The following is a 25129-nucleotide window of genomic DNA, read 5'->3' as shown; positions in this document are numbered from 1 at the left end:
CGAACACGGAAGTTAAGCTTCTCAGCGCCGATGGTAGTTGGGGGCTCTCCCCCTGCAAGAGTAGGACGTTGCCAGGCTGTATTTTTTAAAATATTTTACCGTCGCGGGGTGGAGCACGATCGAATTAGCTTCGAAGCATTCACTTCAGCGTACAGCTCGAGCCTCAACTTGATTAGACTTTCTGAGAGCTGGACGGTCATATGTAAACTAATTGCATATGGAAAACTTAATATATTTTACCGTCGCGGGGTGGAGCAGTCCGGTAGCTCGTCGGGCTCATAACCCGAAGGTCGCAGGTTCAAATCCTGCCCCCGCAATCATATTAAAGAAAAACAACGAAGCATCCGTTTCGTTGTTTTTCTTTATATTTTTAGGGAAGTAAAAGGGAAAGATAATAATTTTATCATACTTTGCTCATCCGAAGGTAATGATGTAAACTAGCAGTATACATAACGCCCTTAGATCCATTCTAAAGGCTATTTAAGTCAACAATTTACCAATGGTTTTATTAATAGAGGAGATTAGTATGCAAGTTTATGAATGGATTTCAAATGGACCGGATGAAACTTTTGCATTCGCTGAAAAGTTAGCATCATTGCTGCAAGAGAATGATTTAATTTTATTAGAAGGCGATTTAGGTGCAGGGAAAACTACTTTTACAAAAGGTGTTGCCGCTGGTCTTGGCATACGTAAGACGGTAAGTAGTCCTACCTTTACGATCATCAAGGAATATAAGGGGAGGCTGCCTTTATATCATATGGATGTTTATCGGGTACAGGATTCATATGAAGATCTCGGGTTTGATGAATACTTTGAAGGTGAAGGAGTAACAATTGTAGAATGGTCTAAGTTGATCGAAGAACAACTGCCATCTAACTATTTAGAAATTACGATCACACATCAAAGCGACCAAATAAGAAAATTTGTTTTAAAACCAAAGGGTCAAAGATATGAGTCTTTGTGTAAGGAGCTATTTAGATGAAAGTACTAGCAATTGATACATCAAATCAAGCACTAGGTATTGCCCTTTTAGATGAAGGAAGGGTTATTGGTGAATATATAACAAATTTGAAAAAAAATCATAGTATTAGAGTAATGCCAGCAATAGAACATTTACTTCAAGATTGTGATACGACACCAAAAGAACTTGAGAAAATTGTTGTTGCAAAAGGGCCGGGTTCTTATACAGGAGTAAGAATTGGGGTAACCATTGCGAAATCAATGGCTTGGAGTTTAAATATTCCACTTGTTGGTGTATCAAGTTTAGCATTAATGACTGGTGTTGGGCGTTATTTCGATGGTTATTTATCACCACTATTTGATGCAAGAAGAGGACAGCTCTATACTGGCCTGTATCGTTTTCGGGAAAATAAGCTTGAAACAGTTAAAAATGATTGCAATATATTAGCAGTAAACTGGGCGGAAACTCTTAAAGTTTTGGATAAAAAAATATTGTTTATTGGGAATGATACTATACTCCACAGGCCAGTTTTGAAGGATGTTTTAGGAGATCTTGCTGTTTTTGCAGAAATAACGGAAAACAACCCCCGTCCAAGTGAACTAGGGCTTATGGGGATGGAGCTTCCAGGTGAGGATATCCATACGTTCGTACCAAATTATATAAGGTTAGTAGAAGCTGAGGCAAAGTGGTTAGAGGCACGAAAAAACGATGATGTTAGGAATTGAATAAACATGTCAGATATTACATTTAGAAAAGCAACTCTAGATGACTTAGATGGAATTATCAATGTGGAGCTTGCTTCATTTTCGCTTCCATGGTCAAGAGAAGCTTTTCATAATGAGTTTGTAAATAATCAATTTGCACATTATTTTGTTTTAATACATGAAGGAAATATTATTGGCTATTGCGGAGTATGGATTGTAATCGATGAGGCGCATATTACGAATATTGCTATATCACCAGAATATCGTGGGTTAAAGTTAGGGAAGAGCCTTATGAAAAAGATGATGGAGTTTGCGAGGCTGCATCGAGTTCATTCCATGACCTTAGAAGTTCGGGTTAGTAATCATGTAGCACAGTCATTATATAGAAAGCTAGGCTTTCAAGACGGAGGCATTCGCAAAGGCTATTATACGGACAATTATGAAGATGCATTAGTTATGTGGGTGAAATTATAATGGATAAAGATCTAATCATACTAGGAATTGAAACGAGCTGTGACGAAACAGCCGCATCTGTTATCAAAAATGGAACCATCATTTTATCCAATGTGGTGGCTTCCCAAATAGAAAGTCACAAACGCTTTGGCGGCGTTGTGCCAGAACTGGCATCTAGGCATCATGTAGAACAAATTACTATCGTAATAGAAGAGGCGTTAAAGGAAGCAGAAGTTACATTGCAAGAATTAGATGCAATTGCTGTCACAGAGGGACCTGGATTGGTTGGAGCATTATTAGTTGGAGTAAATGCTGCAAAGGCAATTGCTTTTGCAAATAATATTCCCTTAGTAAATGTTCACCATATTGCTGGTCATATTTATGCAAATCGCTTAATGAAGGAAATGTCATTTCCTTTATTATCCCTAGTCGTTTCCGGAGGACATACGGAATTAGTCTATATGAAAGAGCATGGGGAATTTGTAGTTATCGGCGAGACAAGAGATGATGCGGCAGGGGAAGCATATGATAAAGTGGCTAGAACATTGAATCTTCCTTATCCCGGTGGACCGCATATTGATCGCCTTGCCCATGAGGGAACTCCAAATATTGATTTACCTCGTGCATGGTTAGAAGAAGATTCTTATGATTTTAGTTTTAGTGGATTAAAATCAGCTGTTATTAACACTTTGCATAATGCGGAACAAAAGGGGAATACCATTGATGCAAAGGACCTAGCAGCAAGCTTTCAGGAAAGTGTCATTGATGTCCTCGTTACAAAAGCAGTACGGGCTGCAAAGGAATATAAAGTACATCAAGTTCTATTGTCAGGTGGTGTTGCTGCGAATAAAGGATTGCGGAAAGCTTTAGAAGAAGCTTTTGCACCATTTCCAGCTGTCGAATTAATTATTCCGCCACTAAACCTATGCACTGACAATGCAGCAATGATTGCAGCAGCTGGAAGTGTGTTATTCGAAAAAGGGAAAAGAAGCAACCTAGCATTAAACGCAAATCCCGGATTAGATATAGAAAACTTTTAACACAAGAACAAAAGCATTTGGTAAATATACCGAGTGCTTTTTTCAATTTTCCACATAATAATGATTTAAATAGATTTTTTCCTCCTTTACACATCTGTGGATAATAAAATGTTGAAAAATTTCATCCACACCTATTATGAAGACATCATTATATTAATAAACGAACAAATGTTGTTGTGCACATATTGTGGATAAGTTGTTGATAACTATTATGAAATGTGTATAAGTTTAATATTTTTTAGTAGTTTTTTTGTGTATAAAGTGGATAACTTTGTTGATAATTGTGTATTATGTGGAAAACTTAAAAATACCCTAAATTAATAGCAACCGCATTGTGAATAAAATTGTGGGGAAATAAGAAAAGCGGAAGTGCCTTGCTCTTCCGCTAGCTGATAGGCACTGGAGGGACAAGAACTGAATTTGTGAAATATTGGATGGGATACAAAACTTATAAATTTTTGAATAACAAAAATAGCCAGGGACAATTCCCTGACTATGAAAGCAACTCAGCAATTTCCGTCCATTCTTCCATTAGTTCATCTATTGCCAGCTTCTTTGCTTGAATTTCCTCATGTAGTTGATTTAACTGTACATGATCTTGACAAATTTCTGGATCACTTAACATTACTTCTTTTTCTTGAACCACTGTTTCGAGCATTTCTACTGTTTCTTCTATTTCTTGAATCCGTCTTCTCCGTTGTCGCTCTAATTTCTTCGCCTCTTTATCTATCTGATATGTTTGCTTCGAGTTGTTTTCTGTTAAGGTTTTTATATCCTTTTTTTGTTCTTCAAGCATTTGTAGCTCGATTAACTCTTGTTGTTTCTCCACATAATAATCATAGTCCCCCAAAAACTCCTTTGCTCCTCGTTCAGAAAGCTGGATAACCTTAGTTGCAATCCTGTTGATAAAATAACGATCATGGGAAACAAATAGAATGGTACCAGGGTAATCAATTAAAGCATTTTCTAGAACTTCTTTACTATCAATATCTAAATGGTTTGTTGGCTCATCTAATATGAGGAGATTTGCTCTTTGAAGCATGAGCTTAGAAAGGGCAAGCCTTGCCTTTTCACCACCGCTTAAAGTCGAAACTATTTTTGAAACGTCATCACCTGAAAATAAGAAATTGCCTAATACAGTCCGAATCTCCTTTTCGCTTTTTAAAGGATACTCATCCCATAATTCTTGCAAAACCGTCTTATTCGAGGACAATTCAGCTTGTTCTTGGTCATAGTAACCTATTGTAACGTTTGAACCATATTCAATGGTGCCATTAAATAATGGCAGTTTTTTAATGATTGTTTTCAATAATGTAGATTTTCCAATTCCATTTGGTCCAACTAAAGCAATGCTATCTCCTTTTTTTACCGAAATATCAATTTCTTGTGAAATAATTTGGTTCCCGTAGCCAATGGCAGCATTGTGTATGTGCATTACGTCATTTCCGCTTTGGCGCTCAATATCAAAAGAGAAATTTGCTGATTTTTCATCTCCGCTCGGTCTATCCATAAGTGTCATTTTTTCTAGCTTCTTCCGGCGGCTCTGTGCTCTTTTCGTTGTCGAAGCTCTAGCTAGATTTCGTTGAATAAAGTCTTGAAGCTTGGATACTTCTTCTTGCTGTTTTTCATAAAGCTTCAAATCAAGTTCATATTGTTCTGCCTTTTTCTCCAAATAGGAACTATAATTGCCTGGAAATTTTTGAATCATGTTACGGGATATTTCATACACTTGATTGACCACTTTATCAAGGAAATATCGATCATGTGAAACGATCAAAATAGCGCCTTCATACCCTTGCAAGTATTGTTCCAACCACGATAATGTTTCAATATCGAGGTGATTGGTAGGCTCGTCCAAAATTAAAATATTTGGTTTCGTAAGTAACAGCTTTGCAAGAGCTAGTCTTGTTTTTTGTCCGCCACTTAAGGTTTTTATTAAAGTAGTATAATCAAAATCGCTAAACCGTAAACCATGAAGAACAGATCGAATATCCGACTCGTACTGATAACCGCCGGAATCTTTAAAACGGACTTGCAGTTCATCATATTCTTTCATGAGTTTTTCATATTGCTCAGTATTATCATAAATAGATGGATCAGACATTTGCTGTTCTAGAGAACGTAGTCTTTTTTCCATAACCTTTAAATGCTGGAATACTGTTAGCATTTCATCCCAAATCGATAATTCAGATTCAAGCCCTGTGTTTTGAGCTAAATAGCCAATTGATACATCTTTTGGCTTGAAAATTTCACCAGAATCATATGATATTTGGCCAGATATGATTTTTAGCAAAGTGGATTTGCCAGCGCCGTTCCGACCGACAAGGGCAATTCTATTTCTTGTTTGGATTTCTAATTTTATATTCGATAAAATAAGTTCAGCACCAAAATATTTTGAAAGCTGTTGAACTTGTAATAGTATCATCTCTATCACCTCAAGTTATTAATGTTAGTGTAACGTATTTCGGCATCTTTCGGCAATAATCGTGATTAGAATGGGGAAATATTGTGAATTCTTCGTGAGTGAAGCGATGACATGCACCTAAAAAAGGTGTATGATGAACAAAAGAGGTGGATTAATATGTCATCTTTCACTCATTTTAATGAGCAGGGAAGGGCAAAGATGGTGGATGTAAGCGCTAAACCAGAAACTATTCGTATTGCTATTGCCGAGTCTAGTGTTGAATTGAATGAAGTAGTATATAAATCTATCAGTGAGAATAAAGTAAAAAAAGGGGATGTCTTAGCGGTTGCTCAAGTTGCAGGAATTATGGCGGCAAAAAAAACATGGGACATTATACCAATGTGTCATCCCATCCCTTTGAGTGGAATCAATATTGAATTCACATGGAAGAAAAAGAATGAGCAAATTATCCTTTGTATCCGTTCTACGGTTAAAACAAAAGGTAGCACCGGTGTAGAAATGGAGGCATTGACAGCGGCCACTGCTACGGCATTGACGGTATATGATATGTGCAAAGCTGTTGACAAGGGAATGGTGATTGGCCCCACTTTTTTGGTTGAAAAGTCTGGTGGGGTTTCGAGTAAGGATTATAAAAGGGAAGAGTAATATAGAAGAACAAGGCATGAAATCAATATGGGGGAAAGCCAATGAATGAAGATACGTTAAAAATACCTCAGGCAACGGCAAAAAGATTGCCTCTTTACTATCGTTTTTTGAAAAACCTGCATAATTCAGGGAAGCAAAGAGTTTCGTCTGCGGAGCTTAGTGAAGCAGTTAAAGTAGATTCTGCCACGATTCGCAGGGATTTCTCCTATTTTGGGGCACTTGGTAAAAAAGGGTATGGCTATAATGTTAACTATCTCTTAACCTTTTTTCGGAAAACGCTGGATCAGGATGAATTAACAAAAGTAGCATTAGTTGGAGTTGGAAATTTAGGAACGGCCTTTTTAAATTATAATTTTTTAAAAAATAATAACACAAAGATTGAAATTGCTTTTGATATAGATAAAAATAAGATAGGGAAAAAAATTGGACAAGTGCATGTTTATGATTTGTCAGAACTACAAGAGCGTTTAATAGAAGAGAATATTTCTATTGCTATTTTAACTGTTCCAGCAGAAGTTGCTCAGCCCATTACGGATCGGATTATAGAAACGAATGTAAAAGGTATATTAAATTTCACACCGGCTAGACTAAATGTACCGACTTCTATTCGAGTGCATCATATTGATTTAGCTGTCGAGTTGCAATCCCTTGTATATTTTTTAAAGCATTATCCAAATGACACGGAAAATTCACAGGCGGGAACAAATTCATAATAAAAAAATGGTTGATTTCTGCTATTATAACAGTATAAGGAGGTGGGCACTGTGTTTAGACCAAGTATTGAAGGTATTATTCTTATTGTCATTGTAGCTTTATTAGTGTTTGGTCCGAAAAAGTTGCCTCAACTAGGTAAAGCAGCAGGAAGCACTTTACGTGAATTTAAAAATGCCACAAAAGGTTTGGCAGATGATGATGAAGATGAAAAAAAAGATACAAATGTTGATATAAAAAAAGATGACGTAAAGTAAATGTTGGTGAAATAAAATGAGTCAAAAAGAAATGACGATTTTTGAACATATATCAGAGCTAAGGAAACGGCTGTTCGTGATAGTCGTTTTCTTTATCCTGGCTTGCATTGTAAGTATGTTTATCTCGCAGCCGATTATTCGGTATTTGCAAAATGAGGAAATAGCAAAAAATTTGACGATGAATGCTTTTCGTCTGACAGATCCCTTTAAAGTGTACTGGGAGGTTACTTTTTATTTAGCCTTGATCATGATTCTACCGATTATTCTCTATCAATTATGGGCGTTTATCAGTCCTGGTTTATATGAAAAAGAACGGAGAGTTACTTTAAGCTATATTCCTATTACACTAATATTATTTATCGGTGGACTGGCTTTTTCTTACTTTGTACTGTTCCCGATCATTATCAATTTCATGTTAAAATTATCTAAGCAAATGGATATTCATGCAGTAATAGGTATTAATGAATACTTCCAGTTTTTATTTCAGATTACTCTTCCTTTTGGATTCTTATTTGAGTTACCAGTAGTAGTGTTGTTTTTAACAAGATTAGGCATTATTACCCCAATGTTTTTAAGGAAAGTACGTAAATATGCATATTTTATAATCACTATTGTTGCAGCTTTTATTACGCCTCCGGACATTATTTCACAAATTGCGGTCGGTATTCCGCTAATCCTATTGTATGAGGTTAGTATTTGGATCTCTAAAATTGGATATCGAAAAGTGAAAGCGGCGGAAGCACAGTACGAACTGGAAAATAATATTGATTAAAAAAACCTTCCATTATGGAAGGTTTTACTTATTTTTATGGCTCGATATTTTAAAATATAATAGGATTATCCTAATACCTGCCCCAAAATCTAAAGTTGCTAAAAGAATGAGTACATATGTAAATGCTCCCCATCCACTTGTTGCGACTCTTTGTGTTGCCATATAAGTAAATAGAACTCCTAATAGGCAATATATAATACCAGAAAAAATAGCTCTCATCCAAAAAATCCCCCAATAAAGCTATGTACTTTGTCATGATTTTCTATGATATTTTGAATATTTTCGCGATATAAAAACTGTCCGATGACAACAATTGTATTCATCATTACATGAGCAATAATGGAGACCAAAATTCTTTTTGTTTTATAATAAAGAAACGCGAAGGTAAACCCCATAGCAGAATACAAAATTAGATGGACAGGCTCCAGATGCGCTAATCCAAAAATAATCGAACTCATAACAGCTGAAAAAAAGAATGAAAAACGTTTATTTAGTGTTCCAAATATGATTTTCCGAAAGACAATTTCCTCTAAAATTGGCCCAACAATGGAGCTTACTATTACTACCATAGGGAAGGTCTCGATCAAATCAATGATTCTTTGCGTATTCTCAGAGCCCGTTTTAACTCCAAGTAGTTGTTCAATGATTACCGCAACATATTGAGCAACAAAAGCAAGAATAATACCACCAAAAGCCCAAGCCAAAGATTTACCGATTGGAAGAGGAATTGTACGATCGCCAATGCGGTTATTTTCGGATTTCCTTAACATAAATAAGACAATTACTAAAGCAATAATAAAACTTATGACAATCCAGTATGGAGGTGCTAGTAATTTCATTTGCTTTTGCGACACATCAAATGCTTTGATACCTATCACATAGACAAGTGGAGCACCGAATAGCCCTGAAAGCTGCATCACAATATAGGTGATTAATATATAGACATATTCTTTTTTCAATGTAATGTATTCCTTCCTGATCGTAGCATATGTTCATTCTACTATTGATAATGGTTGTGTTCAACAATGAACCATTCTTGTAGGTGTAATCTTATTAAATTCCATGACATAATGTGTAGCCCATCGTAACTTTTGGATATCCATTATCGAAAAATCCCTTCCATTATTTTATGCATGAAAGATGAATGGTTATGAATACAATTAATAGGATTGGTCAATTATTATTACAGTGTACTTTCTCCCTTTTCAAAAAAATAATGTACAATACTTGCAAATTTGAAATGAATTATTTATTATAATAATTGTGTTAGCACTCAAGAGTGATGAGTGCTAATAATGAAAAATTTACATATTTTAAATTCAAGGAGGTCGTTTCACTTGTTAAAACCACTAGGTGATCGCGTCGTAATTGAGCTAGTTGAATCAGAAGAAAAAACTGCGAGCGGTATCGTATTACCTGACTCTGCAAAAGAAAAGCCACAAGAAGGCAAGGTTGTCGCTGTAGGTACTGGACGTGTTTTAGATAACGGTGAGCGTGTAGCGCTAGAGGTATCTGAAGGCAATCATATCATCTTCTCAAAATATGCTGGTACAGAAGTGAAATACCAAGGTAAAGAATATTTAATTCTTCGTGAAACGGACATCTTAGCTGTTATTGGTTAATTTTATTACAGGTTGTACGATTAAAATAAGCACCATTTCAAAGAATGACGAGGAGGTCGTTTACGATGGCAAAAGAAATTAAATTCAGTGAAGAAGCACGTCGTGCAATGCTTCGCGGTGTGGATAAATTAGCAGATGCTGTAAAAGTTACATTAGGACCAAAAGGTCGTAACGTAGTTCTTGAGAAAAAATTCGGTTCTCCACTTATCACAAATGATGGTGTAACCATTGCAAAAGAAATTGAATTAGAAGATGCATTCGAAAACATGGGTGCAAAATTAGTTTCTGAAGTTGCAAGCAAAACAAATGATGTAGCTGGTGACGGTACTACTACAGCAACTGTACTTGCTCAAGCGATGATTCGTGAAGGATTGAAAAACGTTACAGCTGGTGCAAACCCAGTTGGTATCCGTAAAGGAATGGAAAAAGCTGCTCAAGTTGCAATTGAAGAACTTAATGCAATTTCTAAGCCAATCGAAGGAAAAGAATCTATCGCACAAGTTGCTGCTATCTCTTCAGCTGATGAAGAAGTAGGACAATTGATTGCAGAAGCAATGGAACGCGTTGGTAATGATGGTGTTATTACGATTGAAGAATCAAAAGGCTTCTCTACTGAATTGGATGTAGTAGAAGGTATGCAATTTGATCGTGGTTATGCATCACCTTATATGGTAACTGATTCAGATAAAATGGAAGCGGTTCTTGATAATCCATATATCTTAATTACAGATAAGAAAGTTTCTAGCATTCAAGAAATCTTACCTGTACTTGAGCAAGTGGTACAACAAGGCAAGCCATTATTATTAATTTCCGAAGATGTTGAAGGTGAAGTTCTTCCAACATTAGTATTGAATAAACTTCGTGGAACATTCAATGCAGTAGCAGTTAAAGCACCTGGCTTCGGTGACCGCCGTAAAGCAATGCTAGAAGATATCGCAGCATTAACTGGTGGTCAAGTAATTACAGAAGACCTAGGACTTGAATTGAAATCTGCATCAATTGAGCATTTAGGACGTGCAGCTAAAGTTGTTGTAACAAAAGAAAATACAACAATTGTAGAAGGCGCTGGAGAAGCAGCTACAATTGCTGCTCGTGTAAATCAAATCCGTGTTCAATTAGAAGAAACTTCTTCTGAATTTGACCGTGAAAAATTACAAGAACGCCTTGCTAAGCTTGCAGGTGGGGTTGCGGTTATCAAAGTAGGTGCTGCAACAGAAACTGAGTTGAAAGAACGCAAGCTTCGCATTGAAGATGCTTTGAACTCAACTCGTGCAGCAGTTGAAGAAGGTCTTGTATCCGGTGGTGGTACAGCTCTTGTGAATGTATACAATAAAGTAGCTGGAATTGCTGCAGAAGGTGATGTTGCTACAGGTATTAACATCGTACTTCGTGCATTAGAAGAGCCAGTTCGCCAAATTGCTCACAATGCAGGCCTTGAAGGATCTGTCGTTGTAGATCGCTTGAAAAAAGAACAAATTGGCATCGGCTTCAATGCAGCTACAGGTGAATGGGTAAATATGTTTGAAGCAGGTATCGTGGATCCTACTAAAGTTACACGCTCTGCTCTTCAAAATGCAGCAAGTGTTGCAGCTATGTTATTAACTACTGAAGCAGTTGTTGCTGATAAACCAGAACCAGCAGGTGCTGTTGGTGCCGGAATGCCAGATATGGGTGGCATGGGCGGTATGGGAATGATGTAATCCCATTGAATGTAAAAATCCTCTTGGACTTTAGTCCGAGGGGATTTTTTTCTTAAATAAATTGCACTTTATGAGTAATGGTTACCCTTCCGAATATTATTAAAATAATTCAGCGAAATTTTAAAAATCATCTTACGTTCCTCTCCATCTAAATAAAAAAGAAAAAACCGGCACACGGCCGGCACAATAAAGGAGGTACTAGACATCTTTTTGGGGGGAAGAGTCTAGTTGATTAGTATTTTGCTGCTGCTTGTCTGTAAGACTAAATACATCATAATACGCAAATCCTAAAGTTTCATGAAAGGAAAATGATAATTTAATGAGAAATGATCATTTTCATAATTTAAAAAGGGGAAAACATCTAATTTGTTTTCCTCCCCGCAAAACTCTACTCATTCATTTCAATTACACAATTCTCTAAAGGAACTACTTTGGTTTTCTTAATAAATTTATACCCGAACCACATCACTAAAAATAACGGGATGCCAAGATACGCTGCGATGGCACCCATCCAATCAACTTTGCCACCTGAAAATGCTTGATAATCCTGAGCTAAAACAACTATTAAACAAACCACAAATGCAAGGATCGGTCCAAATGGATAGAACTTCGCACGGTATGGCAGTTTATCAAGTGAATGACCTTGTGCTACAAAGGCTTTTCTAAAACGATAATGACTAACGGCAATTCCTAGCCAGAATATAAATCCTGTTACCCCAGCCGCATTTAGTAGCCACATATAAATTGCACCATCACCGTAAATAGAAGCAAGAAAAGCAAGCATTCCAACGATGGTTGTAATTATAAGTGCAGGAACAGGAATACCCCGTTTATTTAGCTTACCTAGGAAGCGTGGAGCTTGTCCTTCATGTGCCATGGCATATAAAATACGAGTGGACGCATACAAACTAGAATTTCCCGCTGATAATACGGCTGTTAAGATAACCGCATTCATAACAGATGCTGCAAATGCTAGTCCAGCTTTTTTGAATACTAAAGTAAATGGACTGACCATGATATTATCGCTTTGCAAACTTGCTGTTGTATATGGAATGATAAGTCCAATAACAAATATCGCTAGCACATAAAATAATAGAATACGCCAGAAAATACTACGAGAAGCTTTTGGCACACTTACACTAGGATTTTCACTTTCTCCAGCCGCAACTCCGATGATTTCCGTACCTTGGAAGGAGAATCCGGCTGTTAAGAATACTCCAAGTACTGCTAAAAATCCTCCATGGAATGGTGCGTCTTTTATTGTGAAGTTCTTAAAGCCAATGGCATGTCCACCATTCATAATTCCGAAAATCATCAAAACACCGACAACAATAAAGATAATAATGGTCGCTACTTTAATAAAAGAGAACCAATATTCTCCTTCTCCATAACCTTTCACGGATAAAATATTCAATCCAAAAATTATGATAATGAAAATACCGCTCCATAACCAAGATGGGCTATTTGGGAACCAGAATTTCATTACAAGTGTGGAAGCAGATAGTTCAGCAGCAAGGGTAATCGCCCAGCTATACCAATAATTCCATCCCAATGCAAATCCTAATGCGGGATCGATAAATTTAGTAGCGTATGTGCTGAATGCCCCACTTGTTGGCATGAATGCTGCAAGCTCTGCGAGGCCGGTCATAATAAAATAGACCATGATACCGATAATAATATATGCTAACAATGCTCCCCCTGGTCCAGCGGAGTATATGGCAGATCCGCTTCCTAAAAATAATCCTGTACCGATGGAACCACCAAGAGAAATCATTGTTAAATGCCTTGTTTTTAGTCCGCGTTTTAATTCGTTTTGTTTAGCACTAGATTTTTGATTGGTGGATTGATAACTCAATATCCACACCCCCTGCGATGATTAAATAATATAATTGATGAATATTTATGCAAACAATCTTTTACTATCATATACGCAAATGCAAAGGTTGAAAAGGGGAAATTCCTTACATTTATGTTGTCAGTAATTTCGAAGTTTATTAACTTTTCATTTGCTTTATTTAAAGTCTTTTTCCAATTCCCATCAATTAGTGTAAAATGGTAGTGCAAGTTCTATTTTCCGTTTGGGGGCTAGAAAATATGTTCAAAAGAGCGCTTATCAATATTGACTATACATATGATTTTGTTGCAGATGCAGGGAAACTTACATGTGGAGGACCAGGACAGAATATAGAAAAAGAAATAGTGAAATTGACGCAAGAGTTTCTTCGGAATCATGAATATGTTGTGTTTGCTGTTGATTGTCACAAGGAAGGGGATACCCTTCACCCAGAGACAAATCTTTTTCCGCCACATAATATAGAAGGAACAAGCGGCCGCGATTTTTATGGTGCCTTACAAACTGTATACAATCAACATAAAAATAATGTGAATGTGCATTATATGGATAAAACGAGATATAGTGCTTTTGCCGGAACGGATCTGGAAATAAAATTACGAGAACGTGGAATAGAAGAACTGCATTTATGCGGGGTATGTACAGATATTTGCATCCTTCATACAGCTGTCGATGCATACAATAAAGGCTTTCGACTAGTGATACATTCAGGTGCTGTTGCAAGTTTCAATCATATCGGCCATGAATGGGCACTCGAACATTTTAAAAACACATTAGGAGCTAAAGTCCTTTGAATAAGAAAAGCGGAGGCGCCTTGCTCAACGGTGTACGGATGAGTGAAATTTGAAGTTTAATTTCACCTTCGTAGTCTTCGACGCAAGATTTAGGAAACACAGTGAGGTAGTTCACGAACTATTGAAAATTGAACTACTATCTTCACCGAGTAAAATTTGAAGTTTAATTTTACCGAGTGAAATTAGCATTTCAAATTTCACGTGATGTTGACTTATCGTAGGGAGGAGACGGAGAAATCCGCTAGCCGATAGGCGCGCTGTAGGTAGACAAATTTATATTAAAAAAGGTGCCTTAGCAAAGTAAGGAGTGGGGTTTGATGGTTCGGCTCTATAATGATGATAGCTTAAACCTTCATACAGATTTATATCAAATTAATATGGCAAAAACGTATTGGCAAGATGGAGTACATGAAAGAAAAGCTGTTTTCGAATTGTTTTTTCGAAAGCTTCCATTCGATAATGGATATGCCATTTTTGCAGGATTAGAAAGAATAACGGAATATTTAAGAGACTTTCGATTTTCTGAAGAAGATATTCAATATTTGCGTAATGAATTAGGGTACGAAGAGGAGTTTTTGCAATACTTAAGTGATCTTCGCTTTACGGGGACTGTAAGAAGTATGCACGAAGGCGAAGTAGTATTTGGAAACGAGCCGATGATCCAAGTGGAAGCACCCCTTGCTCAGGCGCAAATTGTGGAAACTGCTTTGCTTAACATTGTGAATTTCCAAACATTAATTGCCACGAAAGCGTCTAGAATTAAGCATGTTGTTGGGGATGAAACAGTCATGGAATTCGGTTCAAGACGTGCCCATGAGCTAGATGCTGCTATTTGGGGAACAAGGGCAGCATTTATTGGCGGCTTTGACGCTACCAGTAATGTTAGAGCCGGAAAACGGTTCGGAATTCCGGTGTCAGGTACCCATGCACATGCAATGGTCCAAGCATACCGTGACGATTATACCGCCTTCAAAAAATATGCAGAAAGTCACTATGATTGTGTATTTCTAGTGGATACGTATGATACGTTGAAATCTGGTGTTCCAAGTGCGATTAAGGTAGCAAAGGAATTCGGAAATAAAATTAATTTCATTGGAATTCGTTTAGACAGCGGTGATATGGCGTTTTTATCAAAAGCAGCTAGAAAAATGCTGGATAAAGCGGGATTCCCAAATGCAAAAATTGTGGCGTCAAGTGACTTGGATGAATATACGATTTTACATTTAAAATCACAAGGGGCAAAAATTGATGTTTGGGGTGTTGGAACCAAACTTATTACAGCTTATGATCAGCCAGCATTAGGGGCAGTCTATAAAATGGTCTCTATTGAAGACGAGAATGGTAATATGCAAGATACTATTAAGATTTCGAGCAATGCCCAAAAAGTAACCACACCTGGACTAAAAAAAGTGTATAGAATTATTAATACACAAAACTATAAGTCTGAAGGCGACTATATTGCGATGCATGACGAGGATGTTCAGTCTGCGCAAGAATTAAAAATGTTTCATCCTGTTCATACCTATATTAGTAAAGTAGTCACTCACTTTGAGGCTAAAAATTTGCTACACGACATATTTGTTGAAGGAGAATTCGTCTATAAATTGCCATCCCTTCATGAAATTCAAGGATATTCCCGAGAAAGTCTAGCATTCCTTTGGGAAGAATATAAACGTTCTCTTAACCCACATGAATATCCAGTGGATTTAAGTCAAAAATGTTGGAATAATAAAATCAGGAATATTGAAGAAGTTAAACAGCATGTAAAAAGCCTATCAGAATAATTTCGGAGCTGAGGAGGATCATATTGAATGGGAACTCTACAAAAACAAATTATAGAAGAAATGAAAGTAAAATCGGTCATCAACCCACAAGAGGAAATCCGCATCAGTGTCGAATTTTTGAAAGCTTACTTAAAAAAATATCCGTATTTCAAAGGTTTTGTCTTAGGGCAGTCAGGCGGGCAAGACTCTACTTTGGCTGGCAAACTCGCACAGCTTGCAATCAATGAATTGAAGGAAGAAACGGGTAATCAAGACTATAAGTATATTGCGGTCCGCCTCCCTTATGGAGTTCAAAAGGATGCGAATGATGTAGAAGATGCTATTCAGTTTATCCAACCAGATAAAGATGTAACAGTAAATATTCGGCCGTCAGTAGACGCTATTGAACAGTCATTGAAAGAAGCGGGAATCTACCTCTCGGATTTTGAAAAAGGAAATGTAAAAGCAAGAGAGCGGATGGTCGTACAATATAGTATTGCAGCGATGGAAAAATGTGTTGTACTTGGTACCGATCATTCAGCAGAAGCGATCACTGGATTTTATACGAAATATGGTGATGGCGGAGCAGACCTTGTTCCGATTTTCCGACTGAATAAGCGCCAAGGAAAAATGTTATTAAGCGAGTTAGGCTGTCCAGAGCACCTATATTTAAAAACACCGACAGCAGACCTTGAAGATGAACGGCCGCAATTGCCAGATGAAAATGCACTTGGTGTTTCTTATGAAGAAATAGACGATTATTTAGAAGGAAAAGAGATTTCCAAACATGCGCAGGAAAGACTAGAGGCACATTATAAAAAATCAGAGCATAAACGTCATTTACCCATCAATGTATTTGATGAATTTTGGAAGTAAGATGGAAGGGAGTTCTAATAGAGCTCTCTTTTTTTTATTTGAGAATAACGACAGTATAAGGGAGAAATAACAGCGATGAAAGTAGATCGGCCATTCACATATTGGGTTGTGAGCAGACATTCGTAGTAGTTTAATTTGTTGCAAAATTCTCGAAAATAGTACTTTAGAAATAATGAATGATAGAAAATCCATTTTCATACTTTTTCTCCTAGGCATTTCATAGTATGCTATTAATAGAACCTAAATATTAGAAATTTTCCAAAGCGTTTTACATTTCGAAGACCTGGAGGTAAACAATGACAGCAACTCATATGCATCCAAAGCTAAAGCAAGTGTTGAGTAATATTGAAAAAGTAATGATTGGAAAAACAAGTGTTGCCGAGCTTAGTCTCGTTGCATTGCTAGCGGAGGGCCATGTTCTCCTCGAAGATGTTCCTGGGGTAGGTAAGACCATGATGGTTCGTGCTCTTGCCAAATCAGTTAATGCTTCTTTTAAAAGGATTCAATTTACGCCTGATTTATTGCCATCCGATGTTATCGGTGTTTCGATATATAATCCAAAAGAACTAGAATTTCAATTTAGACCTGGTCCAATTATGGGAAATATTATTCTAGCAGATGAAATTAATCGTACTTCTCCGAAAACGCAGTCTGCCCTATTAGAGGGAATGGAAGAAAGTAGTGTCACGGTTGATGGGGTTACCCGTTTACTTGATAAGCCATTCTTTGTTATGGCTACGCAAAATCCTATTGAATACGAGGGAACATATCCTTTGCCAGAGGCTCAGCTCGATCGCTTTCTATTAAAAATGAAAATGGGCTATCCGGAAATAGATGAAGAGATTGATATTTTAAATAGGGCAGAGCGTCAAGCCCCGATTGAGACCTTAGAATCGGTAATTTCTCTTCAAGAGTTAAGAGAGTTGCAAAATGAAGTAAAGGAAGTATATGTAGATTACAGTATTAAACAATATATTGTTAGTATAGCTCATCAAACGAGAATTCATGGAAATGTATATCTTGGAGTTAGTCCACGTGGCTCGATTGCCTTAATGAAGGCAGCGCAAGCCTATGCCTTTTTACATGGGCGTGATTTTGTCATTCCAGATGATGTTCAATACTTAGCACCATATGTATTTTCACATCGAATTATTTTGAAATCTGAAGTGAAGTATGGAGGTCAAACACCAGAGGATATTGTGTACGAAGTAATCCGTTATATCCGTGTACCAGTGCAAAAGGTAGTGAAGTAATGATGAAGAAGATACTAAAGTGGAAAATGAAAACATGGATGAAAATAGTACTCCTTCTCATAACGTTGGGAATCATATTTTCCTATGCTATGTTCCAAGGGGGATTTGTAAGCTGGTTTTTATTCTATAGCTTTACACCATTTGTTTTATATGCTCTGCTTATTGCCTTTTACCCAATGGCTGATTTTAAAGTAGAAAGAACCTTTAATGGTGATAGCTATAGTGTTGGGGATGAGCTAAAGATTACGGTTACAATCGAAAGGAAAATTCCGGTTCCGCTTTTTTTCCTTATTATTCGAAATGAAACAAGTTTTATGGACAAAGGGGAAGAACTGATTCTTTATCCATGGTTTAAAAAAAGGATGAGTGTGATTTATACCGCCCAAAATCTCCAAAGGGGTGAACACTTTTTTGGGGATATTGCCATAAAGAGCGGTGATTTTCTGGGGCTTATTTTAAAAAGTCATGTAGTATCAGATCCAAAAACAATTCTTGTGTACCCTTCATACATTGATATGGTTTACAGGGCAATTGAAAGCCGCTATGAACAAGGTGCAACAGCATCACAGATTAAAATTCAGAATGATTCGACCATGGTTACAGGAAATCGGCAATATCAGCCAGGGGATCGTTTTACATGGATTGATTGGAAGGCTACCGCAAGAATGAATGAAATGAAAACAAAAGAATTTGAAGAACGCCAATCCAATGATATTTCGATTATTTTAGACAGGACCCCTTCTATGGCATTTGAATCAATGGTTAAGTTTTCTGCATCACTTATCAGGACAATCATTAGACATGGTGGCCAAATTGGTCTTTACTCGGTTGGGGAGGATCATTCGATTTTTCCAATTAAAGGTGGGGAAGAACATCAGCATCAGCTTTTTTATCATCTTGCCAAGGTGAAAGCAGATAGTCAGTTTCCTGTAAAAACAATTCTTACAGGGGAAAAGGTATTTTACCAGCAATCCGCTTCCATTATGATTGTTACTTCTAAGCTAACTGAATCTTTAATTAACAGCGTTCACCAGTTTACAAGAAAAACGGGGTCTGTTGTTATGTTTGTCATTAAAGAAACAGGAGAAAAAATATCAACAGAAGAAAATAAATTAAATGAGCAAGCCTTAAAAAACGGTACTTATGTTCGGTTTCTATATGAAGACGGTTTTCGCTCCGCTTTATTGGGGGTGAAGCAAAGATGAGAGACCAAAAACGAGATAATAAAGGTTTTATCACGATTTTATATGCCTTTAGTTTCTTGCTATTATGGGAATGGATTAGACCTCTAAAGACAATAACAGATACGGGAAATGCAAATTTATTCGTTCTTTTTATATTTATTTCCTTCGTTCTATATATTTTTCATATTCGAAAGGAAATTGATATTGTCCTGAAGTTTGTCTTTATTATGTTCTCACTGCACCATTTATATCATAAGGAATCAATATTTCGATTTAGCTGGATTCATGATTTTTTAAGTGGCCTCACTCATAATATGAAACAATTATTTGCTGGCAATTGGGATCTTTTATCAGGTGAGTTTCGAAGTTTATTATTTTTTATACTACTTTGGCTTATCACCTATCTTCTTAAATATTGGATTACGGTTAGAAGAAATATTTTTATTTTCTTTGTGATGACTATTCTTTATATCACGATATTAGATACATTCACCCCTTATCATGGTGAATGGCCAATTGTCCGAACGATGATAGTTGGATTAGCTGTGCTGGGCATACTTTATTTTAAAAGACTATCTGAGCAAAACAGAGTCGCAAATTCAAAAAACAATTGGGTATGGTGGATTGTTCCATTGACGGTTATGATCAGCGGATGTACCCTTTTTGCTCTATGTGTCCCAAAAGCAAATGCTCTTTGGCCAGATCCAGTGCCTTATATTCAGGCACATGTAGGGAAGGATAAACAACATAATGGAAAAGGTTCTGGCGGGTTAAGTACAGTTGGATTTCGGGAGGATGATTCTCGTTTAGGTGGACCGTTTCAAGGGGATAACAAAGTTGTTTTTAGAGTAAAGGCCCCTTCAAGACAATATTGGCGAGTGGAAACAAGGGATACGTATACTGGGAAGGGTTGGGTTAATACAGTAAATGTTCCGACGGATGTTTTTGCTTCTGGTTACCCAGCATTCACTTCTGTTCGTTCATACCAAAATGAAATTCAAAAACGTAATACGGCCGATATCCATTTTAATAGAAAAAGTCAAATAATTGTGTATCCATATGGGCTTCAGACTATCAGTGATAAAAGTGGATTAGAAAAATTCGTTAATAATGCCACTACTGATAAAGTGACTCTATTTAATCAGGATCCAAATCATGGAATAACAGATTATAAGGTTATTTATAATGTTCCACAGTATAGCATTAAAGAATTAAAAAAAGATCAGACAGCTGTCGATGTATCGATGCTCACTACACTCACCCCATTTTTACAGTTGCCAGATACACTTCCACAGCGTGTCCGGGACTTGGCTGAGAAAATTACTAAGGGTAAAGATAACCAATATGATAAAGCAAAGGCAATTGAACAATATTTTCAAATGAATGGTTTTGTTTATGACCAAAAGAACGTTGCCATTCCAAAGAATAATGAAGATTATGTGGATCAATTTTTATTTGAGACCAAAAGAGGTTATTGCGATAACTTTTCTACTTCTATGGTTACCTTACTAAGGGAGGTTGGAATTCCGTCCCGATGGGTGAAGGGTTTTTCTGGAGGAGATTATGTAGACACGGTTGACGACAATAATAAATTGTATGATGTAACGAACAATAATGCACATTCATGGGTGGAGGTTCTTTTTCCAACTGTGGGATGGGTGCCATTTGAACCTACTATAGGATTTTCGAATAATGCTATTTTCAGGGATGATGAAAGTAAAGTAGTTAATTCCACGTCACCTGAAGAAGATATGCAAAAGAACCAACCGAAAAAGAATCCAAAACAGGAAGTTTCGCAGGATGACACACCGACTACGGAAAAGTTTTCACTTAAAGTAGAGTGGAAAAAAGCAATGGATTATATAAAGCTGCATTGGCTGCGTTTTATAATTATTTTCGTTCTGATACTCTTTGCAATAGGGTATATTTATTTGAAACGAAGTAAATGGCTTCCATATTATTTAGTGTTCCATTACCGGAAAAAGGATACTCCAGATACTTTTTCAAGGGCATATTTATCTCTGTTGAAACAGCTAGATAGATATGGAATCCAAAAGCAAAATGGGCAAACATTACGAGAGTTTGCCAAGTATGTAGATTCCTTTTTTGAAACAACTGCAATGAGACAATTAACCGAGCATTACGAAAGAATCATTTATCGAGGTTTAGATACAGGTGTCAAGTGGGAAGAGACGCGTGAATTATGGGAAAATTTAATTAAAAAAACAAGCAGTTGACCCAATTTGCAATCAAGTATACAATGGTACAAAATATAGGTTGCACTTCATATAATTTTGAAAATATGGTTCAGAAGTTTCTACAAATCACCGTAAATGATTTACTATGAAGGCAGTTTTATTCTACCGTTTTTGTATGAGGGACACTGTAGTTTATACGAGTGTGCATTCAAACCTCATTGCTATTTGCTATTTCACAAAAACTAGAATTCTGCCTTCTTTCTTACTTTAAGGCGGAAATTCTAGTTTTTTTTATTTTCTAAAAATGGAGGATGTCCAATGGCTGAAAATGCAAGCGTGCAAAATCAAGAAATGATTGTTGTGTTAGATTTCGGTAGTCAATACAATCAGTTAATCACAAGAAGAATACGTGAATTTGGTGTCTATAGTGAGCTTCATCCCCATACGTTAACTGCAGCAGAAATTAAAGCGATGAATCCAAAAGGGATCGTTTTTTCTGGTGGACCTAACAGTGTGTACGATGAAAATGCATTTCACTGTGACGATGCTATTTTCGATTTAGGTATTCCGGTTTTAGGCATTTGTTACGGAATGCAATTAATGACAAAGCATTTTGGCGGGCGTGTTGAGCCTGCTAAGAACCGCGAATATGGGAAAGCTCAGATTGAGGTGAAATCACCATCAAAGCTGTTTGAAAATCAACCAAGTGAACAAATTGTATGGATGAGTCATGGTGACTTAGTAACTGAAACACCAGAAGGATTTACGGTAAATGCTATTAGTCCATCCTGTCCTATCGCATCCATGAGTGATGCATCCAGAAATTTATATGCGGTTCAATTCCATCCGGAAGTACAGCATTCCGTATATGGAAATGAAATGTTAAAGAATTTTGTTTTTCATGTTTGTGAGTGTGAAGCAAATTGGTCGATGGAAAATTTCATTGAACATGAAATTGAAAAAATCCGCGAAAAAGTCGGAGATAAAAAAGTTCTTTGTGCATTAAGCGGCGGTGTTGATTCTTCTGTTGTAGCTGTATTAATCCATAAAGCAATTGGGGATCAATTAACATGTATCTTTGTTGACCATGGATTACTACGTAAAGGAGAAGCGGAAGGTGTTATGAAGACCTTTGCGGAAGGTTTCCATATGAATGTCATTAAAGTGGACGCACAAGATCGCTTCCTGAATAAGCTGGAAGGTGTTTCGGACCCAGAGAAAAAGCGAAAAATCATTGGTAATGAATTTATTTACGTATTCGATGATGAGGCGACAAAGCTTGAGGGCATCGAGTTTCTAGCACAAGGTACATTGTATACAGACATTATTGAAAGCGGAACAGCAACTGCACAAACCATTAAATCCCATCATAATGTTGGTGGTTTGCCAGAGGATATGCAATTTACCCTTATCGAGCCATTAAACACATTATTCAAAGATGAAGTAAGAGCTTTAGGTACAGAGCTAGGAATTCCTGATGAAATTGTATGGAGACAGCCATTTCCTGGTCCTGGATTAGGAATTCGTGTTCTTGGTGCTATTTCTGAAGATAAATTAGAGATTGTTCGGGAATCGGATTATATTTTGCGAGAAGAAATTAAAAAAGCTGGACTTGACCGTGAAATTTGGCAGTACTTCACTGTTCTTCCTGATATCAGAAGTGTAGGTGTAATGGGTGATGCACGGACTTATGATTACACGATTGGAATACGAGCAGTAACTTCTATTGATGGAATGACATCAGATTGGGCAAGGATTCCTTGGGATATTCTTGAATTGATCTCCACGCGAATTGTGAACGAAGTATCTCATGTAAACCGTGTTGTGTATGATATTACTAGTAAACCGCCTGCAACGATTGAGTGGGAATAATAAAGTAAACTATAAAATACGAACGTAATTATGAAAATAATATAAAACGTTCGTATTTTTTATTGACAGTATGATTGTCGGTTGTTATGATGAAAATGTACTAATTCATTTTTATATTGTGTCGTATAATGTTGGGGATATGGCCCAAAAGTTTCTACCGAGCTACCGTAAATAGCTTGACTACGAGGCAACAGAAATAGGGTTATCTATAATTCTCTCTATTTTTACATATGCCTATAGTCAAACGCTTCGGTGGATACCGGAGCGTTTTTTTGGTTAATTTATTAAAAAACTTTATAGGGGGAAATCAAATGCAAAAGTATTTTCAGTTCAAAGAACTGGGAACAAGTTATCGACAAGAATTTTTGGGTGGGTTAACTACTTTTTTGGCTATGGCTTATATTTTAGTAATTAATCCGTTAACATTAACTCTTGCTAGTGTTAAAGATTTACCTGATGCATTAAGGATGGACTATGGTTCCGTTTTTGTGGCAACTGCCATTGCAGCTGCGGTTGGTTCAATTGTTATGGGTCTATTAGCAAAATATCCGCTTGCTTTAGCGCCTGGTATGGGGCTAAATGCGTTTTTCGCATATAGTGTTGTGTTAGGTAGTCATATCCCTTGGCAACATGCGCTCGGTGCAGTTTTTATCTCAGGAGTTTTCTTCTTTATTTTAACTCTTACTGGATTGCGTGAAAAAATTATTAATGCAATACCTGTTCAATTAAAGCATGCGGTTGGTGCTGGAATTGGATTGTTTATTACTTTTGTCGGCTTAAAAAACGCTGATATTATTGTGAAAAATAATGATACATTAGTAAGTCTTGGAGACTTATCAAAAGGAACAACATTATTGGCTATCTTTGGAATCCTGATTACTGTTATTCTGATGACTAGAAAAGTCAAAGGGGCTGTATTCTATGGAATGATCCTTACCGCTGTAGTTGGCATGATTTTTGGTTTAGTAGATGTACCGCATAAAGTAGTCGATAAGGTTCCGAGTATACAGCCGACATTCGGTGCGGTTTTCTCCTCTTTTGGGGACAGTTCTTTTTGGTCTACAAGTATGATTGGTATTATTTTAACTTTTCTATTTGTAGATTTCTTTGATAATGCAGGTACATTAGTAGCGGTTGCTAATCAAGCGGGGTTAATGAAGGATAATAAGCTTCCGAACGCAGGAAAAGCTTTAGTTTCAGACTCCATCGCAACAATGGCGGGAGCTGTTCTTGGAACATCAACAACTACATCCTTCATAGAATCTACTGCTGGTGTAGCTGCTGGTGCAAAAACAGGTTTTGCTTCATTAGTAACGGCTGGTTTCTTTATTTTATCATTATTCTTCTTTCCGTTATTATCGGTAATTACAGCACCAGTAACTGCACCTGCTCTCATTATAGTTGGAGCGTTAATGGTTTCTTCATTAAGACATATTGAATGGGATAAATTTGAAATCGCAGTACCAGCTTTCTTGACGATGATCGCAATGCCGTTATCCTATAGTATTGCAACTGGTATCGCTATTGGATTTATTTTCTACCCAATTACAATGATTGTTAAAGGAAGAATCAAAGAAATTCATCCAATCATGTATTTCTTTTTTATCGTCTTCCTACTATATTTTATATTCTTGAAATAGTATTTTGGACGGAGTCTTTTCTTTATAAGGCTCTGTCTTTTTTTATGTTTGGGGATTTCTTCAACTTGTATACGGAAAGTGTTATACATGCAACTGTTATTTTTAACAGGAGAACAATTGGTTATCTATAAGTATGGATTTATTTACCATGAATAATTTGTTGACCTAATGTTAGATCGGTGTTATTATATAAAAACCGACAAGAAAACGGTCGGTGAAAAAGATAACTAAAAAAAGTTGTTGACAACATATACTTCCGATGATAAGATATTAAATGTCGCTTCTAAAGAATAAAAAAGTTGTTGACACTTAAAAAACGAAATGATATAATATAAAAGTTGCTGTTAAGAAAGCAACTGAAATTGATCTTTGAAAACTAAACAGAACGAAACGTCAATGTTTTAAAT

Annotated in this window: 22 protein-coding genes, 1 tRNA gene, 1 rRNA gene and 2 riboswitches; of the genes, 20 read left to right on the top strand and 4 right to left on the bottom strand. The window is 36.7% G+C overall.

The genetic code is table 11. The features are described from left to right. The 6 genes from rrf to tsaD all read left to right on the top strand — a co-directional run. Positions 1 to 77 (top strand): 5S ribosomal RNA (rrf, locus tag AC3WJF_RS19940); the annotation flags it as partial. 166 nt (positions 78 to 243) lie between these two features. Beyond that, positions 244 to 317, top strand: a tRNA-Met gene (locus tag AC3WJF_RS19935). Between the two features lie 209 nt (positions 318 to 526). Further along, a complete protein-coding gene (tsaE, locus tag AC3WJF_RS19930) occupies positions 527 to 982 on the top strand; it encodes a tRNA (adenosine(37)-N6)-threonylcarbamoyltransferase complex ATPase subunit type 1 TsaE (protein ID WP_492455351.1) in 456 nt (151 codons plus the stop codon). Next, positions 979 to 1686: a tRNA (adenosine(37)-N6)-threonylcarbamoyltransferase complex dimerization subunit type 1 TsaB gene (gene tsaB, locus AC3WJF_RS19925; RefSeq protein ID WP_492455349.1), complete on the top strand. Its 708-nt coding sequence runs from the start codon at positions 979 to 981 to the stop codon at positions 1684 to 1686. Before tsaE ends, tsaB begins: the two co-directional genes overlap by 4 nt. A gap of 6 nt (positions 1687 to 1692) precedes the next feature. Continuing rightward, positions 1693 to 2139 (top strand): ribosomal protein S18-alanine N-acetyltransferase, encoded by a 447-nt coding sequence (gene rimI, locus AC3WJF_RS19920; protein WP_492455347.1) that lies wholly within the window; start codon positions 1693 to 1695, stop codon positions 2137 to 2139. Next, positions 2139 to 3158: a tRNA (adenosine(37)-N6)-threonylcarbamoyltransferase complex transferase subunit TsaD gene (tsaD, locus tag AC3WJF_RS19915; protein WP_492455345.1), complete on the top strand. Its 1020-nt coding sequence runs from the start codon at positions 2139 to 2141 to the stop codon at positions 3156 to 3158. The genes rimI and tsaD overlap by 1 nt, the downstream gene beginning before the upstream one ends. Before the next feature lie 493 nt (positions 3159 to 3651). Here the strand turns inward: tsaD and AC3WJF_RS19910 are convergent, their stop codons facing one another. Beyond that, positions 3652 to 5583 (bottom strand): ABC-F family ATP-binding cassette domain-containing protein, encoded by a 1932-nt coding sequence (locus AC3WJF_RS19910; RefSeq protein WP_492455343.1) that lies wholly within the window; start codon positions 5581 to 5583, stop codon positions 3652 to 3654. Between the two features lie 156 nt (positions 5584 to 5739). Between AC3WJF_RS19910 and moaC the strand changes: the two genes are divergently transcribed. From moaC to tatC, 4 genes are read left to right on the top strand one after another with little or no spacing between them, the layout of a single operon-like run. Further along, a complete protein-coding gene (gene moaC, locus AC3WJF_RS19905) occupies positions 5740 to 6228 on the top strand; it encodes a cyclic pyranopterin monophosphate synthase MoaC (RefSeq protein ID WP_492455341.1) in 489 nt (162 codons plus the stop codon). A gap of 41 nt (positions 6229 to 6269) precedes the next feature. Further along, positions 6270 to 6941 (top strand): redox-sensing transcriptional repressor Rex, encoded by a 672-nt coding sequence (locus AC3WJF_RS19900; protein ID WP_492455339.1) that lies wholly within the window; start codon positions 6270 to 6272, stop codon positions 6939 to 6941. A gap of 51 nt (positions 6942 to 6992) precedes the next feature. Next, positions 6993 to 7196 (top strand): twin-arginine translocase TatA/TatE family subunit, encoded by a 204-nt coding sequence (locus AC3WJF_RS19895; protein ID WP_492455337.1) that lies wholly within the window; start codon positions 6993 to 6995, stop codon positions 7194 to 7196. A gap of 16 nt (positions 7197 to 7212) precedes the next feature. Next, positions 7213 to 7968 (top strand): twin-arginine translocase subunit TatC, encoded by a 756-nt coding sequence (gene tatC, locus AC3WJF_RS19890; protein WP_492455335.1) that lies wholly within the window; start codon positions 7213 to 7215, stop codon positions 7966 to 7968. 24 nt (positions 7969 to 7992) lie between these two features. Here the strand turns inward: tatC and AC3WJF_RS19885 are convergent, their stop codons facing one another. Both AC3WJF_RS19885 and AC3WJF_RS19880 read right to left on the bottom strand, forming a co-directional pair. Continuing rightward, positions 7993 to 8187: a YdiK family protein gene (locus AC3WJF_RS19885; protein ID WP_492455333.1), complete on the bottom strand. Its 195-nt coding sequence runs from the start codon at positions 8185 to 8187 to the stop codon at positions 7993 to 7995. Continuing rightward, on the bottom strand, positions 8184 to 8927 hold the full coding sequence (locus AC3WJF_RS19880; RefSeq protein ID WP_492455332.1) for a CPBP family intramembrane glutamic endopeptidase: 744 nt from the start codon (positions 8925 to 8927) through the stop codon (positions 8184 to 8186). Before AC3WJF_RS19880 ends, AC3WJF_RS19885 begins: the two co-directional genes overlap by 4 nt. Before the next feature lie 378 nt (positions 8928 to 9305). Here AC3WJF_RS19880 and groES point away from each other — a divergent pair, with 378 nt between their 5' ends. Together groES and groL are read left to right on the top strand one after the other, a co-directional pair. Continuing rightward, complete coding sequence (gene groES, locus AC3WJF_RS19875) at positions 9306 to 9590, top strand: co-chaperone GroES (RefSeq protein ID WP_492455331.1); 285 nt, start codon at positions 9306 to 9308, stop codon at positions 9588 to 9590. 65 nt (positions 9591 to 9655) lie between these two features. Beyond that, positions 9656 to 11290 (top strand): chaperonin GroEL, encoded by a 1635-nt coding sequence (gene groL / locus AC3WJF_RS19870; RefSeq protein ID WP_492455330.1) that lies wholly within the window; start codon positions 9656 to 9658, stop codon positions 11288 to 11290. Between the two features lie 388 nt (positions 11291 to 11678). On the opposite strand, the gene AC3WJF_RS19865 is transcribed toward groL, so the two are convergent. Next, positions 11679 to 13145, bottom strand: coding sequence for an amino acid permease (locus tag AC3WJF_RS19865; RefSeq protein WP_492455328.1), 1467 nt, complete (start codon positions 13143 to 13145; stop codon positions 11679 to 11681). 239 nt (positions 13146 to 13384) lie between these two features. Here AC3WJF_RS19865 and AC3WJF_RS19860 point away from each other — a divergent pair, with 239 nt between their 5' ends. From AC3WJF_RS19860 to AC3WJF_RS19825, 8 genes are all read left to right on the top strand, one after another. Beyond that, entirely contained in the window at positions 13385 to 13936 is a 552-nt protein-coding gene (locus AC3WJF_RS19860) for a cysteine hydrolase family protein (protein ID WP_492455327.1), read from the top strand. 317 nt (positions 13937 to 14253) lie between these two features. Beyond that, the gene (locus tag AC3WJF_RS19855) at positions 14254 to 15720 is read left to right on the top strand and encodes a nicotinate phosphoribosyltransferase (protein WP_492455325.1); all 1467 of its coding nucleotides are present in this window, start codon (positions 14254 to 14256) and stop codon (positions 15718 to 15720) included. A gap of 27 nt (positions 15721 to 15747) precedes the next feature. Beyond that, the gene (gene nadE, locus AC3WJF_RS19850) at positions 15748 to 16575 is read left to right on the top strand and encodes an NAD(+) synthase (protein WP_492455323.1); all 828 of its coding nucleotides are present in this window, start codon (positions 15748 to 15750) and stop codon (positions 16573 to 16575) included. Positions 16576 to 16871: 296 nt separating this feature from the next. Further along, the gene (locus AC3WJF_RS19845) at positions 16872 to 17828 is read left to right on the top strand and encodes an AAA family ATPase (RefSeq protein WP_492455321.1); all 957 of its coding nucleotides are present in this window, start codon (positions 16872 to 16874) and stop codon (positions 17826 to 17828) included. Beyond that, complete coding sequence (locus AC3WJF_RS19840) at positions 17828 to 19033, top strand: DUF58 domain-containing protein (RefSeq protein WP_492455319.1); 1206 nt, start codon at positions 17828 to 17830, stop codon at positions 19031 to 19033. Before AC3WJF_RS19845 ends, AC3WJF_RS19840 begins: the two co-directional genes overlap by 1 nt. Beyond that, complete coding sequence (locus AC3WJF_RS19835; RefSeq protein WP_492455317.1) at positions 19030 to 21249, top strand: transglutaminase TgpA family protein; 2220 nt, start codon at positions 19030 to 19032, stop codon at positions 21247 to 21249. Before AC3WJF_RS19840 ends, AC3WJF_RS19835 begins: the two co-directional genes overlap by 4 nt. 27 nt (positions 21250 to 21276) lie before the next feature. Continuing rightward, a riboswitch (purine riboswitch) is annotated at positions 21277 to 21376 on the top strand. A gap of 152 nt (positions 21377 to 21528) precedes the next feature. Further along, positions 21529 to 23082, top strand: coding sequence for a glutamine-hydrolyzing GMP synthase (gene guaA / locus AC3WJF_RS19830; RefSeq protein WP_492455316.1), 1554 nt, complete (start codon positions 21529 to 21531; stop codon positions 23080 to 23082). A gap of 101 nt (positions 23083 to 23183) precedes the next feature. Further along, a riboswitch (purine riboswitch) is annotated at positions 23184 to 23285 on the top strand. 108 nt (positions 23286 to 23393) lie between these two features. Beyond that, the gene (locus AC3WJF_RS19825; protein ID WP_492455314.1) at positions 23394 to 24722 is read left to right on the top strand and encodes an NCS2 family permease; all 1329 of its coding nucleotides are present in this window, start codon (positions 23394 to 23396) and stop codon (positions 24720 to 24722) included. The last annotated feature ends 407 nt before the right edge of the window (positions 24723 to 25129 follow it).

The sequence above is a fragment of the Heyndrickxia sp. FW510-T9 genome (genome assembly GCF_058781025.1).
This window is presented reverse-complemented; position numbering and strand designations above follow the sequence as displayed.

Excerpts from the sequence above, each read along its gene's own strand:
- tsaE (WP_492455351.1), top strand. The coding sequence starts at position 527 with ATGCAAGTTTATGAATGGATTTCAAATGGACCGGATGAAACTTTTGCA.
- tsaB (WP_492455349.1), top strand. The coding sequence starts at position 979 with ATGAAAGTACTAGCAATTGATACATCAAATCAAGCACTAGGTATTGCC.
- AC3WJF_RS19840 (WP_492455319.1), top strand. The coding sequence starts at position 17,828 with ATGATGAAGAAGATACTAAAGTGGAAAATGAAAACATGGATGAAAATA.
- tsaD (WP_492455345.1), top strand. The coding sequence starts at position 2,139 with ATGGATAAAGATCTAATCATACTAGGAATTGAAACGAGCTGTGACGAA.
- rimI (WP_492455347.1), top strand. The coding sequence starts at position 1,693 with ATGTCAGATATTACATTTAGAAAAGCAACTCTAGATGACTTAGATGGA.
- AC3WJF_RS19825 (WP_492455314.1), top strand. The coding sequence starts at position 23,394 with ATGCAAAAGTATTTTCAGTTCAAAGAACTGGGAACAAGTTATCGACAA.
- AC3WJF_RS19860 (WP_492455327.1), top strand. The coding sequence starts at position 13,385 with ATGTTCAAAAGAGCGCTTATCAATATTGACTATACATATGATTTTGTT.
- AC3WJF_RS19835 (WP_492455317.1), top strand. The coding sequence starts at position 19,030 with ATGAGAGACCAAAAACGAGATAATAAAGGTTTTATCACGATTTTATAT.
- groL (WP_492455330.1), top strand. The coding sequence starts at position 9,656 with ATGGCAAAAGAAATTAAATTCAGTGAAGAAGCACGTCGTGCAATGCTT.
- AC3WJF_RS19845 (WP_492455321.1), top strand. The coding sequence starts at position 16,872 with ATGACAGCAACTCATATGCATCCAAAGCTAAAGCAAGTGTTGAGTAAT.
- moaC (WP_492455341.1), top strand. The coding sequence starts at position 5,740 with ATGTCATCTTTCACTCATTTTAATGAGCAGGGAAGGGCAAAGATGGTG.
- AC3WJF_RS19900 (WP_492455339.1), top strand. The coding sequence starts at position 6,270 with ATGAATGAAGATACGTTAAAAATACCTCAGGCAACGGCAAAAAGATTG.
- AC3WJF_RS19855 (WP_492455325.1), top strand. The coding sequence starts at position 14,254 with ATGGTTCGGCTCTATAATGATGATAGCTTAAACCTTCATACAGATTTA.
- guaA (WP_492455316.1), top strand. The coding sequence starts at position 21,529 with ATGGCTGAAAATGCAAGCGTGCAAAATCAAGAAATGATTGTTGTGTTA.
- AC3WJF_RS19910 (WP_492455343.1), bottom strand. The coding sequence starts at position 5,583 with ATGATACTATTACAAGTTCAACAGCTTTCAAAATATTTTGGTGCTGAA.
- nadE (WP_492455323.1), top strand. The coding sequence starts at position 15,748 with ATGGGAACTCTACAAAAACAAATTATAGAAGAAATGAAAGTAAAATCG.
- tatC (WP_492455335.1), top strand. The coding sequence starts at position 7,213 with ATGAGTCAAAAAGAAATGACGATTTTTGAACATATATCAGAGCTAAGG.
- AC3WJF_RS19885 (WP_492455333.1), bottom strand. The coding sequence starts at position 8,187 with ATGAGAGCTATTTTTTCTGGTATTATATATTGCCTATTAGGAGTTCTA.